This window comes from Bifidobacterium pseudolongum subsp. globosum (assembly GCF_004155535.1).
GTDB classification, from domain to species: domain Bacteria; phylum Actinomycetota; class Actinomycetes; order Actinomycetales; family Bifidobacteriaceae; genus Bifidobacterium; species Bifidobacterium pseudolongum_C.
Genome location: NZ_RYUH01000004.1, coordinates 110,436 through 126,466, shown reverse-complemented (window position 1 = coordinate 126,466; position 16,031 = coordinate 110,436). Strand labels below are relative to the sequence as shown.

Here is a 16,031-nt window from a genome sequence, read left to right as displayed (position 1 = left end):
GTATGTCCCGGCACAAATAATGGCACCCTTACCCATTGGAGTGACAAAACGTCGCATCATACGGCCACTCGACCACCATGCGTTAATCGGGCATCGTGAAGATGCCGTCTTGGCAGCAAGCCACGTACCATATAATATCGCTATACAGCTGGTTCCCAAATGCATCCACGTCAAATCCACCAATAGAGCGGATTCCCTCAGCACAGGATCGGGACCAAAGCCTCCCAAACCATAATTACGTAGACTCATCAATAATGGGTATGTCACCATAAACAACACGAATATCACAGTACTTGGCCCAGCCAGCGGCGCCAGAATCCCTATTCCCAACCTCTGAGGCCTCTGTTGTATACACATCATAGGCAATCCCCGTACATTTCCACATCTTCTGCATCTTCGGAAATCCGCCCAGCAAGCAGTCTACGGTATCCGGATTCCCATATGGTTGTCATCTCCTCTGCATTTTCTCCCATTGCCGCCAAGTCATCCGCATCACCATCGAAAATCAGGGAGCCACGGTCCAGCACCAAAATATGATCCGCCATCGCGACCACATCATCCACGAGATGTGTACTGAGAATGACGGTATTATCACGGGCATATCCGTGCAATACCTCTCTTAACCGTATGCGTTGCAATGGATCCAAACCCACACTGGGCTCGTCCAATAACAATACGCCAGGAAAAGGAACCATCGCACAGGCAATGCCCAGACGCTGTCGCATTCCACCAGATAGCCCCTTAACCAGTGATTGTGCACGCTCGCGCAATCCAACCAATTCCAAAGCCTCATAGGCCCGTCGACCGGCATCTCGCCAACTTCCCCCATGCAGCCAAGCAGCATATTGGACATTGTGAAGGACTGTTGACGCCTCCAATAAATCAAAACATTGCGGCAAGTATCCAATATGGGTTCGTGCACGTTTGCGCCCCTGTCGGCTCAACGCTTCATCACCATCGATAGACAGGCTCCCCGATTCCGGTTGTATAATCGTGGCCAGCAACTTCAACAACGTGGTCTTACCCGCACCGTTTACACCAAGTAGCCCATACAAACCACCACCAAATGTATACGATACGTCATCTAATACCTTTTTCTGTCCATATCGATACGTGATATGACAAGCCTTAACATCCATGTCTTCCCCGGATACAACACAATCTTCCATTGAGCTCACCTTTATGGATGGCCCTTCAGTGACTGAAGGGCCATCCATAAAGGTGAGTGTCAGCATGACATGAGAATCATGCACTTCCAACTTCCATGCTGACAGGATTGCCACTCGCAGTATCGTTCATACCAAATGGACATCCGCCGGAATAGCTAACACCATTCTTTATCCAACCAGTGTACTGATCGGGCCACATACGACAGGCGATCTTCGCCCGAACGTACACAGGCGAATTAGTGCAGGTCAGCTTGGCCTGATTACTATGCTGCTGAGCCGTACAGGGAACGTTAATCCGTGGGCTGTATGGCTGAATGGCATTAGCGGTGGACCCCGTTCCCAATACGAGCAACAGCGCTGAGATGGCACCAATCAAAGAAGACATAAAATGTCTACCCGAACGATTATTTCCCATATTTCTACCCTCTCATATTGTTTATTAATATTGCGATATAATAATAAGTAAGTGAACCTCAAGAACACAATGCCACGTCATACACTTCTTTACAAAACATACGACCCCGCTACAAATGCAGAAAAGCAGCCGCCAACAGATAGTTGACAGCTGCTTTCTCAGAAAATCACGTAGATCAGCGGCCGGAGCGGTTGATCGCGGAGATGATCGCCTTGAGCGAGCTCGTGATGATCGACGAATCGATGCCGACGCCCCAGACAATGCGCTTCTCCTCGTCCTCCATGCCGACTTCGCATTCCACGTAGGAAGCGGCGAGCGCGTCGGTGCCCACGGACATCGTGTGCTCGGCGTAATCGAGCACCGAGGCCTCCACACCGAAGGACTTGAGCGCATCGAGGAACGCGGCGATCGGGCCGTTGCCGTTGCCGGTGATCTCGCGCGTCACCTCGGGCTCGTGGCCCACGTTGATGCCGCGGTCGAGCACAGTGGCATGCAGCACGGTGTCGGAGCCGTCCTCGCCGGACGACACACTGACCTTGAGCAGCTTGAGGCGGCCCCACTGTTCAAGCGAGGCGTCGCCGATGTCGCTCAGCGCGTCACCGCTCGCCACGGCGCCGCCGTCTTCGACCGGCAGGTACTCGTCTTTGAACAGGCGCCAGATGTCGCCGTCCTTGACTTCCTTCTTCGTCTCGTCGGCGTGCTGCTGCACCACGCGCTCGAACTCCACCTGCAGCTTCTTCGGCAGGTCGAGGTTGTGGTTCGCCTTGAGCAGGTACGCCATGCCGCCCTTGCCCGACTGCGAGTTGACGCGGATGATCGCCTCGTACGACCGGCCGATGTCCTTCGGGTCGATCGGCAGGTACGGCACGAGCCACACGAAGTTCTCGACTTCGCTGCCGGCCATGCCGGCCGCCACTTCGCGGGCCTCGAGACCCTTCTTGATGGCGTCCTGATGCGAGCCGGAGAACGCGGTGAACACAAAATTGCCCGCGTAGGGGTGGCGCTCCGAGATCTTGATCTGGTTACAGTACTCCACCGTGCGGCGGATCGTGGGCATGTCGGACAGGTCGAGCTGCGGGTCGATGCCCTGCGTGAGCAGGTTGAGCCCGATCGTCACCAGATCCACGTTGCCGGTACGCTCGCCGTTGCCGAGCAGGCAGCCTTCGATGCGGTCGGCGCCGGCGAGGATGCCGAGCTCGGCCGCGGCTACGCCCATGCCCTCGTCGTTGTGCGGGTGGAGCGAAAGCACCACGGCGTCGCGGTCGTCGAGGTTGTTGGAGACGTACTCCACCTGATCGGCGAACACATTCGGCGTGGTCATCTCCACCGTGGCCGGCAGGTTGATGATCATCGGGTGCTCGGGCGTCGGCTTGATCACGCCGATCACCGCGTTGCACACCTCCACCGCGTACTCCGGTTCGGTGCCGGTGAACGATTCGGGCGAATACTCGTAATACAGGTCGATGCCCTCGGCGTCGCCCTCGAGCTCCTTGCACAGCGCCGCGGCGTCGGTCGCGAGTTTCTTGATGCCGTCGCGGTCCTTGCGGAACACCACTTCGCGCTGCAGCACCGAGACCGAGTTGTAGAAGTGCACAATCGCGCGCTTGCAGCCCTTGAGGCACTCGTAGGTCTTGCGAATCAGGTGCTCGCGGGCCTGCGTGAGCACCACGATCGTCACGTCGTCGGGGATCAGCTCACGCTCGATGAGCATGCGGATGAAGTCATAATCGGTTTCCGAGGCGCTCGGGAAGCCGACTTCGATCTCTTTGAAGCCCATGTCCACAAGCATGGTCCAGAAGCGCAGCTTGCGCTCGGAGTCCATCGGATTCACCAGTGCCTGGTTGCCGTCACGCAGATCGACGGAGCACCAGCGCGGTGCGCGCTGCAGTCGCTTGCCCGGCCACGTGCGCTCCGGGTAGTCGAACGGCACCTGCTTGTCGTATGCCACGTACTTCGTGTAGGGCATATCGCTCGGCTTCTGCGGGGCACCGATGAAACGCGCCGGAGGCAGCAGCGGGTCGTTGTTCCCTCCGTTGGATGCCGCAGCCACTGCGGCGAGATCAAACACAGACGATTGATCCTGACCCATCTCTCCTCCTTTTTTACTGTTATTGTAGATATAGTTATTCCCTATATAAATAATCAATATGATAGTTCATATAGCGAGTGCGCGCGAGCACGCACAACCGCTACGTTATACAGCCTAGCGAAGAACCGGCGGCGAAACGTCCGAATGCTGGCATATCCACGCATCTTATTTACAACTATCGTGTATAAGCCGGCCATGCGCCCGGTCAGCCGATCAGATTGATGCCGCGGCGCGCCACGCAATACGCATTGCCGAGCCACGTGTGCCGCGAATTCGGCCACACGGATCCCAAGCGCGGCGCGTTCTGGCTCATCCAGATACTCGGCACACGGCCGTCGGCGCTGCGCGAGCCGAGCAGATTGAAGCCGTTCTTCTCGAGCAGCCATTCGGGGTGTTGCGTGGCCACGGCGAGCCCCTCCTCGAGCGTGAGCGGAATGCGCTCGTCGGATTCGATGAGCTTGCGTGCCACGTCGGGCTCGCGGTTCACGTAGCATGTGCCCGTGTGCGGGTTGACGACCAGGTAGAACGGGCCCTCCGGCGGTTCGAACCCGTCGGTCGGCAGGAAGCTCGCGATGTCGCGCGGCGGCATGGTGGTGAAGCCGGCCATGCGGTTGATGCTCGTGCGCGCGATCAGCGATTCGGGCGTGACGAGTTCGCGCGTGGGCACCAGCAGGATGTCGGTGCCGAGGTCGCTGTCTTCGAGCGCGCTGATGAGCGGGCGGGCGAGCGCGCGGAACGAATCCGAGCTCATGTCCGCCACGTCCGGGTAGCCGAGTGCCACAATGCGGTCCAGTTGTTTGGTCGCTTCAATCGATGCCAATGACATGCTTCCCAGCATAGCCGCCGCCCTGTTCGCGCTCGGCGCGAGCATCACCCATGGCGGCGCATGGCAACCTCTTTCCCTCCTACGCTACGGGTAGTGCCCCTTGCGCTACGGGTAGTGCCTCCATAGCCAGATCTCACGTAGAAGCGTTGGTAAATGGCGATTCCTAGAGGCGGTCTGCTGAAACAGGCACTACCCGTAGCGCAAGGGACACTACCCGTAGCAAACAGGTGAGCCGGCCACTCAGAGCTGGTCGGCGAAATGCTTCTGCGCCACGACCTCGGCGAGCTCGACCGCGTTGAGCGCGGCGCCCTTGCGCAGGTTGTCGTTCGTCACAAAGAACGCGAGGCCCTTGTTGCCGTCGACGGCCTGGTCCTGACGGATGCGGCCCACGAAGCTCGGCGTCTTGCCTGCGGCGAGCTGCGCGGTCGGAATGTCCACGAGCTCCACGGCCGGCGCCTCACCGAGCACTTCGCGCGCCTGATCCGGCGTCACGTCCTGCTCGAATTCGGCGTTCACGCTCATGCCGTGCGAGGTGAACACGCCCACACGCACGCACGTGCACGAGGCCTTGAGGTCGGGCAGGTGCAGAATCTTGCGGCTTTCGTTGCGCAGCTTCTGCTCTTCGTCGGTCTCTTCGGAGCCGTCGTCGACGATGTCGCCGATCATCGGCACCTCGTTGAACGCGATCGTGCGCGCGACCTTCGTCGGCTCCGGGAAGTCGATCGCGTCGCCGCCGAACACGAGCTTGTCGGCGCCCTGTTCGACCGCGGCCTTCGCTTCGTTCATGAGCTGCTCCACGCCGGCGCGGCCCGCACCGGAAACCGCCTGGTACGAGCTGACGATGAGGCGCTTGAGGCCGAAGGCGTCGGCGAGCGGCTTCAATACCGGCATGATCGCCATCGTCGTGCAGTTCGGGTTGGCCACGATGCCGGCGGGGATCTCGTCGAGGTCGTCCGGGTTCACTTCGGCCACCACGAGCGGCACGTCGTCATGCAGACGCCACTGCGAGGAGTTGTCGATCACGATGGCGCCGGCTTCGGCGAACTTGGGCGCCCACTGCTTCGAGGTGCCGCCGCCTGCGGAGAAGATCGCGATGTCGATGCCGCTCAGGTCGGCCGTGGCCACGTCTTCGACCGTGATGTCGTGGCCGCGCCAGTTGAGCGTCTGGCCCGCGGAGCGCGCCGAGGCGAGGAAACGCAGGTCCTTGATCGGGAAGTCACGCTCGTCGAGCACGCGGCGCATGACCATGCCCACCTGGCCGGTCGCGCCGAGCACCGCCACATTGACGCCGCGTTCGTTGATTTGTACCATTGCCGGACTCCTTTACCGTGTTTGCCCTGTTGTGCCGTGTACTGTGCTGTTGGTTCAGCGGCCCGTGCCGCCGTAGACGACCGCTTCCACCTGGTCCGCGTCGAGGCCGTAGGCGGTGTGCAGCGCCTTGACCGCCTCGTTGAGCTGGTCGAGCGGCACAAGCGCGGCGATGCGGATCTCCGACGTGGAGATCATCAGCACGTTGATGCCCTTGTCGCTCAACGCCTCGAAGAAGCGCGCAGCAAGGCCGGAATGCGTCTTCATGCCGACGCCGACCACAGCCACCTTGCCCACGTTCGGATTGACGTCGAACGAATCGTAGCCAAGCACGTCCTGCTCCTGCAGCAGCACTTCGCGCACGCGCGCGGCGTCGGCGCCCGGCACGGTGAACGAGATGTCGGCGGTGCCGGTCGAGGCGCCCGCCTGCACGATCATGTCGATGTTCACGCCGATCTGCGCGAGGCGGGTGAACACGCGCGCCGCCATGCCCGGCTCGTCGGTCACACCGCGCACGGTGGCGAGCGATTCGCTGCTGTCGTGCGCCACGCCGGAGATGATCGGCGTCTCCTGGCCCAGGTCTGGGAACAGATCGCCCATCGACTTGTCTTCGTTCTCGTTCATGTTGCTCTCCGTAGGTTCTGCTTGGTTCTGTACAAAGTTTGGTTGAAAAATCCGGGGCCCCTAGAGATTGGGCAGGGTGTGCGGGTCCACGCCTTCAGGCACCACGAGCGTGCCGCTGCGGTGAGAGAAGGAGCTGCGCACGTGCAAGGGCATCTTGAAGCGCTGGGCGTATTCCACGCAGCGCAGCGCGAGCACCTTGGAACCGCACGACGACATTTCGAGGATCTCGTCGTAACCGATCACCGGGATGCGGCGGGCCGTGGGCACAATGCGCGGGTCGGCGGTGAACACGCCGTCCACGTCGGTGTAGATTTCGCACACGTCGGCACCGAGCGCCACAGCGAGCGCGACGGCGGACGTGTCGGAGCCGCCGCGGCCGAGCGTCGTGGCGTCGCCGCGCTCGTTCTCGCCTTGGAATCCGGCCACAATCGCCACACTGCCCTTGTCGAGCGCGCGGCGCACACGGTCCGGCTTGACGGCGCGGATATGCGCGGCGCCGAACTGCGCGTCGGTCATGAACCCGGCCTGCGAGCCGGTGAACGAATAGGCGTGCGAGCCCGCCGCGTGGATCGCCATGGCCAGCAGGCTCATCGAGATGCGCTCGCCCGCGGTCATGAGCATGTCCATTTCGCGCGCCGGCGGGTCGGAATCGATGCTCAGCGCCTGGTCGATGAGGTCGTCGGTGGTGTCTCCCATCGCCGAAACCACCACCGCCACGTCGTTGCCGGCGTTCTTGGTTTCGATGATGCGCCGTGCCACACGCTTGATCGAGTCGGGGTCGGCGACAGACGAACCGCCGTATTTCTGCACGATAAGAGCCACTGCTATCCAATCTTCTTGTCTGGTGAACCGTCCCTCGGTACGCGTTTCAGTGTACGCGGGAAGCGTGATTATTATATGGAACCGCGCACGCGATTCCACAGTGCCGACCATAATGCGGAAAAACCGGGCAGTCTCAGACCGCGCGGCGCCCCTGCAGCGCGCGCGAGAGCGTGATCTCGTCGGCGTATTCCAGGTCGCCGCCCACCGGCAGGCCGCTCGCGAGCCGCGTGACCTTCACGTCGAGCGGGGTGAGCAGCCGGCTCAGGTACGTTGTGGTGGCCTCGCCTTCGATGTTCGGGTTGAGCGCCACAATGATCTCCTTGACTTCGTCGGTCTGCAGGCGGTTGAGCAGTTGGGCGATGTTGAGGTCGTTGGGGCCGATGTTGGCCATCGGGTTGATCGCGCCGCCGAGCACATGGTAGAGGCCGCGGTATTCGCGCGTGCGCTCGATGCTCATCACGTCTTTCGGCTCTTCGACGACGCAGATCACCGTGTGGTCCCTGCGCGGGTCGGCGCACACCGTGCACGGGCTCGTTTCGCACACGTTGCCGCAGATCTCGCAGAACTTCACTTTCGCCTTGACCTCGGCGATGGCCTCGGTGAGGCGCTGCGCCTCGTCGTCGGGCGCGCCGAGCAGATAGAACGCGATGCGCTGCGCGCCTTTGGGCCCGATGCCGGGCAGGCTCGCGAACGAGTCGATAAGGCGCTGGATCGCACCGTCATAAGCCAAGGCCATTGCCGTCTCCTGATCCTCCTAGTCGTATGCGCCGGTCAGTGCTCGTCGTGGTGTTTCTGCGCCTGCAGGTTGCGCGGGTTCTTCGGGTCGTCGGCGCTGAAATCCTCAACAGACTTGACGTCGAATAATTCCTTGACGGCGTCCAGATCCATCATCATCGACGTGCTGATGGATTCGTCGGTCATCGAATACTCGTCCTCATCCGGATCCACCTGTGGCGCAGGCTCGGGCTGCACAGGCTCGGCGGCCTCGGGCTGCGCAGGCGCACGGCCCGGCGCCGACTCCCCCGGCATGCGCTGCCACGGGTCGTCGGGCTTGGCAGCGCGCGCCTGCGCCGCCTGCTGTTCGAACGACGAGACGCGGTCGAAGTCGATGTGCGTCTGCTCGTCTTCCGGGTACGCCCACGGGTCGATGTCGTCGAGCGCGGGCGCCGCGGCCGAGGCAGCGGGTGCAGATTGCGCGGGCGCGGCTCGGTGCACGGCGTCGGCGTCCGACGTCGCCTCGCCGGCCGCAGCGCTGTGCTCGCTGGGTTCGCGTTCCGCACGCCCTGCGATCTGCGACTGCAGGCTGCCGGCCAGCAGCTGCGCTTTGATGCGCTGCTGCTGGTCGGCCGGCAGTTTGCTCAGCGGCGGCGCCACCTGGCCGTCGGCCATTTTCTCGGTCGGTGCGAGCGCCACCTGCGGGCCGAACACGCGGCGCACTTGGGCGCGCAGAATATCCACGACCTTCGTGGTGCCGTCCACGCTTTCGGCACTGACGGCGAGCGCGAACGCGTATTTGCTCATCGGGGTGTCGAACTTGATCCACAGTCGCGAGCGGCCGGTGCGCGGGTCCTGCGCAAGGTTGATGCGCGGCACCTTGGTGCGGTCCACGTATGCACGCACATCCGAGGGCAGGCCGCGCACCAACGCGTCCCAACGCTCGTCGGGGCTGCCGTCGGGTTGGGCGGCGGCCTGCGTGGATGGTGTGGACTGGGCAGGCGTGCGGGCCGCCATGTCGGGCCAGGCGGGTGCGGTGGCCGGCTCAGGCACGGCGTGCGGTTGGGCCGCCGGCTGCGTGGTGGACTGCGCGGGCGCCGTCTGCTGTGCTGCTTGCGCAGGCGCCGGCTGCTGTTGGACCTTGGCCTGATTGGCGATGAAGCCGCCGTGCGGCGCGGGTTTCGTGGGATCGTCGGCGGTCGCCTTGGCGGGCGTGTTGATCGCCGCATAGCCGGTCTCGCGGCCGGCGAGCAATTTCGCGGCGAGCAATTCGAGCCGCATGCGTGGTGAGATCGCGCCGGCCATATGCACGAGCGCGTCGTCCATCGTCTCGGCCATGGCCGTGAGCGTCGGCAAACCCAGCGCCTTGGCCTGCCTATGCAGTTGCTCGAGGTCCTCGACCGCGGCGTCGTCGCTCAGCACGCGTTCGGCTTGGTCGCCGCCGAGTGTGAGCACGAGCAGGTCGCGCGTGCGCGCCAACAGGTCCTCCACAAAGCGGCGCGCGTCGAACCCGCCGACGATCACCTTCTGGATCACGTCGTACAGCTTCGCGCCGTCGTGGTCGATGATCGCGTCGATCGCTGTGCCGATCAGCACGTCGGGCGTGAAACCGAGCAGCGCCACAGCGGCGTCATACGAGATCTCGCCGTCCACCGCGCCCACCATGAGCTGGTCGAGCACCGAAAGCGTGTCGCGCACCGAACCACCGCCCGCGCGCATCGCCAGGCGCAGCACACCGGGCTCGGCCTCGATCTGCTCATGTTCGCAGATCTCCTCAAGGTACGGCCCCATCACCTCGGGCGGCACCAGGCGGAACGGGTAATGGTGCGTGCGCGAGCGGATCGTGCCGATCACCTTTTCGGGCTCGGTCGTGGCGAAGATGAACATCACATGCTCCGGCGGCTCCTCCACGATCTTGAGCAGCGCGTTGAACCCCTGCTGGGTCACCATGTGCGCCTCGTCGAGGATGAAGATCTTGTAGCGGTCGCGCGCCGGCGCGAACCCCGCGCGTTCGCGCAGTTCGCGCGCGTCGTCCACGCCGTTGTGGCTCGCGGCGTCGATCTCCACCACGTCGATCGAACCGGGGCCTCCGGTCGCCAGGTCACGGCAGCTTTCGCAGACGCCGCACGGCTGCGACGTGGGGCCTTCCGCGCAGTTGACGCAGCGCGCCAGGATGCGCGCCGAGCTCGTCTTGCCGCAGCCGCGCGGGCCCGAGAACAGATACGCATGCGTGAGCTTGTGTTCGTCGAGCGCGCGCATGAGCGGCACGGTCACCTGATCCTGCCCGATAACGCCCGCGAACGTGTCTGGACGGTACCGACGATATAACGCTAATGCCATAATGTGCCCTGTTTCCTTCTCGCGATGATTCGCGTAGTGCTGCTACTAAAATACAGGCTGCATCACCCGTGTGGGGCGCGGGCGCGCACCTGTGCACGCGGAATGCCCCGTTGCCTGCGCGTGTTGCACGGCTCCCGTGGTGGCGCATGGGCGCGGGCCGGCGCGCGCCTGCGCCGTGACATGCCGTACGAACGGCACTTGTGTGGCCACACGCGCACGCACCTGCACGTCGTCACCATCCACCATGCAGGACTCGATTGCGCCGCCGTTCGCGCTGGCGATATGCCCAGCGAGAACGCACGGCGTTTCCGTTTCGCCGTACCACAGCGCCTGCGCCGCGCCGACCGCGGCCAGATCGGCCACTGTGCGCGCCTGCCCGCGCCGCAGCACGATGTTGCCGCCGGCAGCGATCAGGCTGAGCAGCAGGGCCGCCGCGCACACGAGCGCCACGCCGGCCATCGTGGCGCTGCCCGCGTCATGCGCGGAGAACTTGTCGCGCATGCGCCGCACGGCGCTGCCGATGCTATGCCTGTCCATCCTGTTTCACCCCCACTGCATTGCCGTGCACACTGCCGGGAATCACGTGCAGCGGATCGGACACGACCCTGCACGTTGTGGTCACGACGTACCGGTCCGCTTCGCCTGTCACCGCGACATGCGCGCCGGCGCCTGCCGAGGCGCGCGCTGCGGCGACGTCACCGTCGAGCACCACGAGCTGGCGCGCCACGGCGGCCGCCGCATCCTGGCATTCCAACTGCACGACACACGCGCGGGCCGTGTAGAGCAGCAGGGCGAGCATGACCACCACGGCGGGGAGGACCACCGCGAATTCCGCGGTGGCCGCCCCCTCGTCGTGCGCCCGGAGCCAGCGTCCAAGACGTTGCGCCATGTGCCGCACGGCACCGGCGCCGTTGGTGCCGCGCATCGCTAGGCGACACTCAGCGCCTTCTTGACGATGTTCGTCAAGAGCGTCTTGATGGTGTCTGATTTGAGCAATGCCACGAGTATGGCTGCAAAGCCGGTGGCCGCCACAAGCACCACAGCGTATTCGGCCGTGGCGGCGCCTTCCTCCGGCTCGGCGGCCAACGTGCGCCAGCGTGCGTCGAGCATGACGGCCGCGCGCTGCGCACGGGCCGCCCAATCCCCGACCCCGCCGACGAAGCTGTGGCGGGTTGCGAAGCCATCTCCATTGATGGCGGTGAGTTCGTTCATGATGCACTCCATTCCTCAAGGTGTTCTGTATTCGGTTGTATGGCGCCCCTGTTGCGGGGCGTGGGTCCACTGTGCGCCATGTGCGTCTGCGCGTCCAGCCCGACGGGGGCATGTGGTCGGACGGTCAGTTATCCACATTCCTTCAGCCCTGCACAAACGACATGATCGTCGGCACCACGGCGATGCACAGGAACGCCGGCAGAAAACATAGGCCCATCGGCAGCAGCAGCCGCACCGAAAGCGTGGAAGCCGCGCGCTCGATGCGCATGCGCTCGAGTGAGTCCAATTGTTCGGCGGCGGCGCGCAACCGCGGCACGGCCGCCGAGCCGTCTAGCCACGGCGAGCGCAGCGCGTCGTCGAGCGTGTGCAGCACGGCGGCCAGGCCGCGCGTGCCCGGCTCGTCCACGAGCGCGCTTGCCACACTCCAGGCGTCGTCCCACGGCACGCCCCGCTCGAGTGCACCGGCCACGGCGGCGAGAGCGTTGGCGCACGCGGGGCCGCAGCAGGTGCCCACGGTGCGCAGTGCGGCGGGAATCGATGCGCCTTGCTCAAGCGCCGCGATGACGAGCGCGATCACCAAGGTGCCCGAAGGCTCCCAGTCGTCATCACGGGGCGCGCCGGCGCGCACGTCCTGCAGCCGCACGGGCGGCGCGGGCAGCCACCATACGGCCGCCGCCGCGCAGCACGCGGCCACCACCATCCATGCCGGCCCCGTCAGCGCGATCATGGCGGTGCGCCGATCATCGCGAGCATCAGCCGATGCATCCACGTGGCGCCCACGGCATAGCAGACGGAGCCGAGCAGCAGGCAGCACACCCCCTGCACCGAACCGAACAGCACGCCGAGGGGATGCGCGCCGAGCAATTCACCCAACGCCACCGTGACGGCCGGAAGCCCCATGAGCATGCGCACCGTGGAGCGCGGCACGGCGAACGCGTTGCGCTTGAGGTCTTCGCGCAGCCGCAGACGCGCGTATGATTCACGCACCGCGTCGAAACAGCGCGCGGCCGGGCAACCGAGCCGGCGACTCACCCCATATGCCGCGCATATGCCGTGTGCGGCGGCGCGAATCTGCGCATCGGTCTCCTCCGCGAGCCTGTGCGCCTGCAGCAACACTGCTATTGCCTCGGCGTCGCAGTCGCCGTTGGCGTCCGTCACCGCTGCGTGCGCCACGAGCCCGTGCGGCAGTTCGCTGCACGGACTGGTCAGCGGCGAGGCGCGGGCACGGACGTGCAGTTGCGGCACCTCGAATTGACGGCACAGCGCCTCGAGCACGCCGGCACCGCCCTGCAACGAGGCGACGACGCCCGCGAGCGCCACGCTCACCCCCTGATTGCCCGAATCAGCGCGCGCTTCGTCGGCGCGCACACCCGGCGCATCGTGCGCATCCCGCAGCCGCGCGTGCGGCGCACGCATGCACAGCCATACAGCGGCGCCCACGCACAGCGCCGCCCACCACGCCAACCGGTTCATGCCCCGCCTCCAGCCCCGCGCGTCTTCCACTGCGCGACGAAATCACTCCACGCCTCACCGGCCACCGCATTGCCCGTGCCACTCCACTGCGCCACCACGCGCCCGCGCAGGCGGCCGTCCACGCATTGCACCATGCCGATCTGCGCGATGCGCCGGCATTGCGAGCCCCGTTCCAAGTGCAGCAGCACGTCGAACGCGCCGTCCGCCAGCATCGCCGTCGCGCGCGGTTCGAGCCCCGCAAGCAGACCCAAGGCGATGAGCCGGCCCGGCACACGCGCCACCGAATCCGCGTGCACCGTGGTGAACGACCCCCGGTGCCCCGAATTCAACGCCCGCAACAGATCAGCTACCTCTTCGCCGCGGCATTCACCGACCACCACACGGTCGGGCCGCATGCGCAGCGTCGCCTTGACAAGGTCGGGCAGCCCCACCGCGCCCTTGCCTTCGACGTTCGCCGCGCGCGCCACAAGCGACACCGTGTGCGCGTGCGGCACGGCGTGCAGTTCGCGCACCTCCTCGACCGTGACGATGCGCTCCTGGGGCGCACAACAGGCCAGCAGCGCCTTGAGCAGCGTCGTCTTGCCCACGCCGGTGCCGCCGGTGATGAGCACATTCGCGCGGCCCTGCACCAACAGCCGCAACAACGGCACCCACGGCGCGGGGCACATGCCCAACCGCGCCAGCACTTCCAAGTCGGGCGACACGCGGTCGGGGAAGCGGATCGAAATCGACGCGCCATGCGGCACAATCGGCGCGACGACCGCGTGCACGCGCGTGCCGTCCGGGGCGCTCGCGTCGGCGATCGGGCGTGATTCGTCGAGCCGGCAGCCCAGTTGGGCGCACAGCCGCACGGCGAAATCGCGCAGCACATGCGGGTCGTGCAACGGGATCGCGGTGTGCGCAAGCTGCATGCCGCGCCCGCAGTCGATCCACACCGTGCCGTCGCACGTCACCACCACATCGGTCACGGTGCCGTCGCGCGCGAACCGCTCGAGCGGGCCGAGCTGCAACGCCGTCGCAGACTGTGGCGCGGTTTGCTGCGCGAGTGTTGGCGCGGACCGCTGCGCGCCCGACCGCACAGCTGCTTGTGTGGATTCCTGTGCTCCCGCCGGCACCATATGCCAGCCATGTTCGGGTGTCATCGCGCCCGTGCGCTGTACCGCCGTGCGCGCCACTGCTGTATGTCCCATCGCCATCATCCACCTTTCGCACGCCTCAGTCACGCCGGCCGTCGAGCGCGCAGGCATGCTCCGCGATCGACGTCAGCTCATCGATGACCGCGCGGTTCCTGCGTGGCACCGCGCGCACGCCAATCCCTTCCAGCACGTCGCCGCACAGATGCCCGTCCGCGCGCAGCGTGCCAAGCACATCGCGCCCCAGATACGACGTGGCATCGTCGGGCATGACCATGCCGCGCTCGCGTATCGTGCCGCGCGGCTCGACGCCCACGACCGCCACGATCTGCCCCGGCACCGCCGCCATCGGGCGTACTTCCTGCCCAATGCCGGGTGGGGTGTGGCGCTGCTCCACACTGTTCAGACCGACCTGCTCCAGCCATTCGATGTGCATCTGCGCGCGGGCGAGCCCCAGCACCGAAAGTTCGACGAACACAATGTGCGAGGCCTCCACAAGCGTGGCGACCTGTTCGATCATCTCGCCGCGGCCGGCGTCCACGACAACCGCATCGTCTTCCTGCGCGAGCGCCTGCACCGCCGCCTGCACTTCCCACCAGTCCGGCGCCTCGCCCTGCCACGGATTGTGCGAAAGGACGGACACGCCCTTCCACTTCGGCAGCTTGCGCTGCAACGCGGGGCCGTTGAGCTGGCCGAGCGGCGCGTGCACGTCGTGCCACCGCACCCCGCGCTCATGCTCCAAGCCGAGCATCACGTCGAGGCCACCGCCGGCCACACGCAGGTCGGCATCGACGAGCGCAGTGGACGCATGGCGCTTGGCGAGCTGCTGCGCCAGGATCGCCGCCGTGAGCGTGGTGCCGATGCCGCCGCTCGCGGACGTGCATGTGATGACGTTGCGTCCGGCGACCGTCACGCACTCGCGCTCGGGCGCCGGATCGGCGAGCGCCTCATGCGCCGGCGCGACCGGCGCCCAGCGCACGCCCACACCCGAGCGGGATGCGGCGCGCGCGGGCTCCTGTTGGTGCGGCACGTAGAACCGCTGCGGTTCGAGCGTCGTGCGGCGACTGCCGGGCGATTGCGCGGTATCGCGGTGTGCGAACGGTGTCTGGATGTTGCCCAAGGGCATTACTGCTGTATTCATGGTTCGATTGAACGGCATGCGCGCAGTGCGGGCCAAACTGTGCTGGCCTATGTGGTCGGACGGTCGACTATCCACACTTATCCACATTGTCAGTTGTGTCATCGGCACCACCGACAATGTCGCCCACCGCCAGCTGTCTCATCTACACCATCGTTTGCCGTGCCGACGCGATCATGTGCGCCGCAGTGCGAACCCAGGGTGCCAACTGTGCCCCTTGTATCGCTACGGGTAGTGCTTCTTTTGCTACGGGTAGTGCTTTCCCAGATCGCCCCTCCCTACAAACCCCCATTTTCCAACGTTTGTAGCTGGGAATCAGGCGCGGAAGCACTACCCGTAGCACAAAGAACACTACCCGTAGCAGAGAAGGGGCTCTCCTGAGCGAATGCAGTGGTATAAGCACGTCGGATTGGTATAAGCACATCGGATTCGCCGTGCACGGCAGTGGAATGGTCATGGGTGTCGATGGTCAGACACCAACAGCCATATAGGTCACGATCGGCAACAGTTGGCGTCTAGCCCCTAGACACCAACAGCCATATAGATCACGATCGGCGACCGTTGGTGTCTAGCCCCAGACACCAACGGTCGCGCACAGCAACGCAGACAGCAGTTCGTGGCGGAGCATAGACACCAACAGTCATACGAGGTGGGACACCTATTGACTACCTTATTTCATTCGCATTATTTTACCGCTCAAGCACAAAAAAGGGAAGGCCCACGCTATTGTGGGCCTTCCCTACAAGTCCAACTGCGCAGAATCTCTGC

General features: G+C 64.6%; 15 protein-coding genes. All 15 read right to left on the bottom strand.

Annotated elements, in window-relative coordinates; all coding sequences use genetic code 11:
* Nucleotides 1-356 precede the first annotated feature (356 nt).
* Nucleotides 357-1,283 (bottom strand): ATP-binding cassette domain-containing protein, encoded by a 927-nt coding sequence (locus tag PG2093B_RS01080; RefSeq protein ID WP_242502764.1) that lies wholly within the window; start codon nt 1,281-1,283, stop codon nt 357-359.
* A 476-nt stretch (nt 1,284-1,759) separates the two neighbouring features.
* Nucleotides 1,760-3,673 (bottom strand): 2-isopropylmalate synthase, encoded by a 1,914-nt coding sequence (leuA, locus tag PG2093B_RS01075; RefSeq protein WP_129896770.1) that lies wholly within the window; start codon nt 3,671-3,673, stop codon nt 1,760-1,762.
* Nucleotides 3,674-3,878: 205 nt separating this feature from the next.
* Nucleotides 3,879-4,499 (bottom strand): DUF5701 family protein, encoded by a 621-nt coding sequence (locus PG2093B_RS01070; RefSeq protein WP_129896769.1) that lies wholly within the window; start codon nt 4,497-4,499, stop codon nt 3,879-3,881.
* A gap of 240 nt (nt 4,500-4,739) precedes the next feature.
* Complete coding sequence (locus tag PG2093B_RS01065; RefSeq protein ID WP_026644142.1) at nt 4,740-5,810, bottom strand: aspartate-semialdehyde dehydrogenase; 1,071 nt, start codon at nt 5,808-5,810, stop codon at nt 4,740-4,742.
* 54 nt (nt 5,811-5,864) lie between these two features.
* Entirely contained in the window at nt 5,865-6,431 is a 567-nt protein-coding gene (locus PG2093B_RS01060; RefSeq protein ID WP_022858111.1) for an ACT domain-containing protein, read from the bottom strand.
* 60 nt (nt 6,432-6,491) lie between these two features.
* Complete coding sequence (locus tag PG2093B_RS01055; RefSeq protein WP_022858112.1) at nt 6,492-7,253, bottom strand: aspartate kinase; 762 nt, start codon at nt 7,251-7,253, stop codon at nt 6,492-6,494.
* Between the two features lie 133 nt (nt 7,254-7,386).
* Entirely contained in the window at nt 7,387-7,989 is a 603-nt protein-coding gene (recR, locus tag PG2093B_RS01050; RefSeq protein WP_129896768.1) for a recombination mediator RecR, read from the bottom strand.
* Between the two features lie 35 nt (nt 7,990-8,024).
* Nucleotides 8,025-10,307, bottom strand: coding sequence for a DNA polymerase III subunit gamma/tau (gene dnaX, locus PG2093B_RS01045; RefSeq protein WP_129896767.1), 2,283 nt, complete (start codon nt 10,305-10,307; stop codon nt 8,025-8,027).
* A 45-nt stretch (nt 10,308-10,352) separates the two neighbouring features.
* Nucleotides 10,353-10,844, bottom strand: coding sequence for an Rv3654c family TadE-like protein (locus tag PG2093B_RS01040; protein WP_129896766.1), 492 nt, complete (start codon nt 10,842-10,844; stop codon nt 10,353-10,355).
* Nucleotides 10,831-11,196: a TadE family protein gene (locus tag PG2093B_RS01035; protein ID WP_129896765.1), complete on the bottom strand. Its 366-nt coding sequence runs from the start codon at nt 11,194-11,196 to the stop codon at nt 10,831-10,833. The genes PG2093B_RS01040 and PG2093B_RS01035 overlap by 14 nt, the downstream gene beginning before the upstream one ends.
* Before the next feature lie 38 nt (nt 11,197-11,234).
* The gene (locus PG2093B_RS01030; protein ID WP_129896764.1) at nt 11,235-11,519 is read right to left on the bottom strand and encodes a DUF4244 domain-containing protein; all 285 of its coding nucleotides are present in this window, start codon (nt 11,517-11,519) and stop codon (nt 11,235-11,237) included.
* A 142-nt stretch (nt 11,520-11,661) separates the two neighbouring features.
* Nucleotides 11,662-12,246 (bottom strand): type II secretion system F family protein, encoded by a 585-nt coding sequence (locus PG2093B_RS01025; RefSeq protein WP_129896763.1) that lies wholly within the window; start codon nt 12,244-12,246, stop codon nt 11,662-11,664.
* Complete coding sequence (locus tag PG2093B_RS01020; protein ID WP_129896762.1) at nt 12,243-12,992, bottom strand: type II secretion system F family protein; 750 nt, start codon at nt 12,990-12,992, stop codon at nt 12,243-12,245. The genes PG2093B_RS01025 and PG2093B_RS01020 overlap by 4 nt, the downstream gene beginning before the upstream one ends.
* The gene (locus PG2093B_RS01015) at nt 12,989-14,182 is read right to left on the bottom strand and encodes a CpaF family protein (protein WP_431520200.1); all 1,194 of its coding nucleotides are present in this window, start codon (nt 14,180-14,182) and stop codon (nt 12,989-12,991) included. Before PG2093B_RS01015 ends, PG2093B_RS01020 begins: the two co-directional genes overlap by 4 nt.
* A 25-nt stretch (nt 14,183-14,207) precedes the next feature.
* On the bottom strand, nt 14,208-15,266 hold the full coding sequence (locus PG2093B_RS01010; protein WP_242502763.1) for an AAA family ATPase: 1,059 nt from the start codon (nt 15,264-15,266) through the stop codon (nt 14,208-14,210).
* Nucleotides 15,267-16,031 lie beyond the last annotated feature (765 nt).

Bases quoted from the DNA above. Each gene is read 5' to 3' on its own strand.
- leuA (WP_129896770.1), bottom strand. From the start codon at position 3,673: ATGGGTCAGGATCAATCGTCTGTGTTTGATCTCGCCGCAGTGGCTGCG.
- PG2093B_RS01070 (WP_129896769.1), bottom strand. From the start codon at position 4,499: ATGTCATTGGCATCGATTGAAGCGACCAAACAACTGGACCGCATTGTG.
- PG2093B_RS01065 (WP_026644142.1), bottom strand. From the start codon at position 5,810: ATGGTACAAATCAACGAACGCGGCGTCAATGTGGCGGTGCTCGGCGCG.
- PG2093B_RS01060 (WP_022858111.1), bottom strand. From the start codon at position 6,431: ATGAACGAGAACGAAGACAAGTCGATGGGCGATCTGTTCCCAGACCTG.
- recR (WP_129896768.1), bottom strand. From the start codon at position 7,989: ATGGCCTTGGCTTATGACGGTGCGATCCAGCGCCTTATCGACTCGTTC.
- dnaX (WP_129896767.1), bottom strand. From the start codon at position 10,307: ATGGCATTAGCGTTATATCGTCGGTACCGTCCAGACACGTTCGCGGGC.
- PG2093B_RS01040 (WP_129896766.1), bottom strand. From the start codon at position 10,844: ATGGACAGGCATAGCATCGGCAGCGCCGTGCGGCGCATGCGCGACAAG.
- PG2093B_RS01035 (WP_129896765.1), bottom strand. From the start codon at position 11,196: ATGGCGCAACGTCTTGGACGCTGGCTCCGGGCGCACGACGAGGGGGCG.
- PG2093B_RS01030 (WP_129896764.1), bottom strand. From the start codon at position 11,519: ATGAACGAACTCACCGCCATCAATGGAGATGGCTTCGCAACCCGCCAC.
- PG2093B_RS01025 (WP_129896763.1), bottom strand. From the start codon at position 12,246: ATGATCGCGCTGACGGGGCCGGCATGGATGGTGGTGGCCGCGTGCTGC.
- PG2093B_RS01020 (WP_129896762.1), bottom strand. From the start codon at position 12,992: ATGAACCGGTTGGCGTGGTGGGCGGCGCTGTGCGTGGGCGCCGCTGTA.
- PG2093B_RS01015 (WP_431520200.1), bottom strand. From the start codon at position 14,182: ATGGGACATACAGCAGTGGCGCGCACGGCGGTACAGCGCACGGGCGCG.
- PG2093B_RS01010 (WP_242502763.1), bottom strand. From the start codon at position 15,266: ATGAATACAGCAGTAATGCCCTTGGGCAACATCCAGACACCGTTCGCA.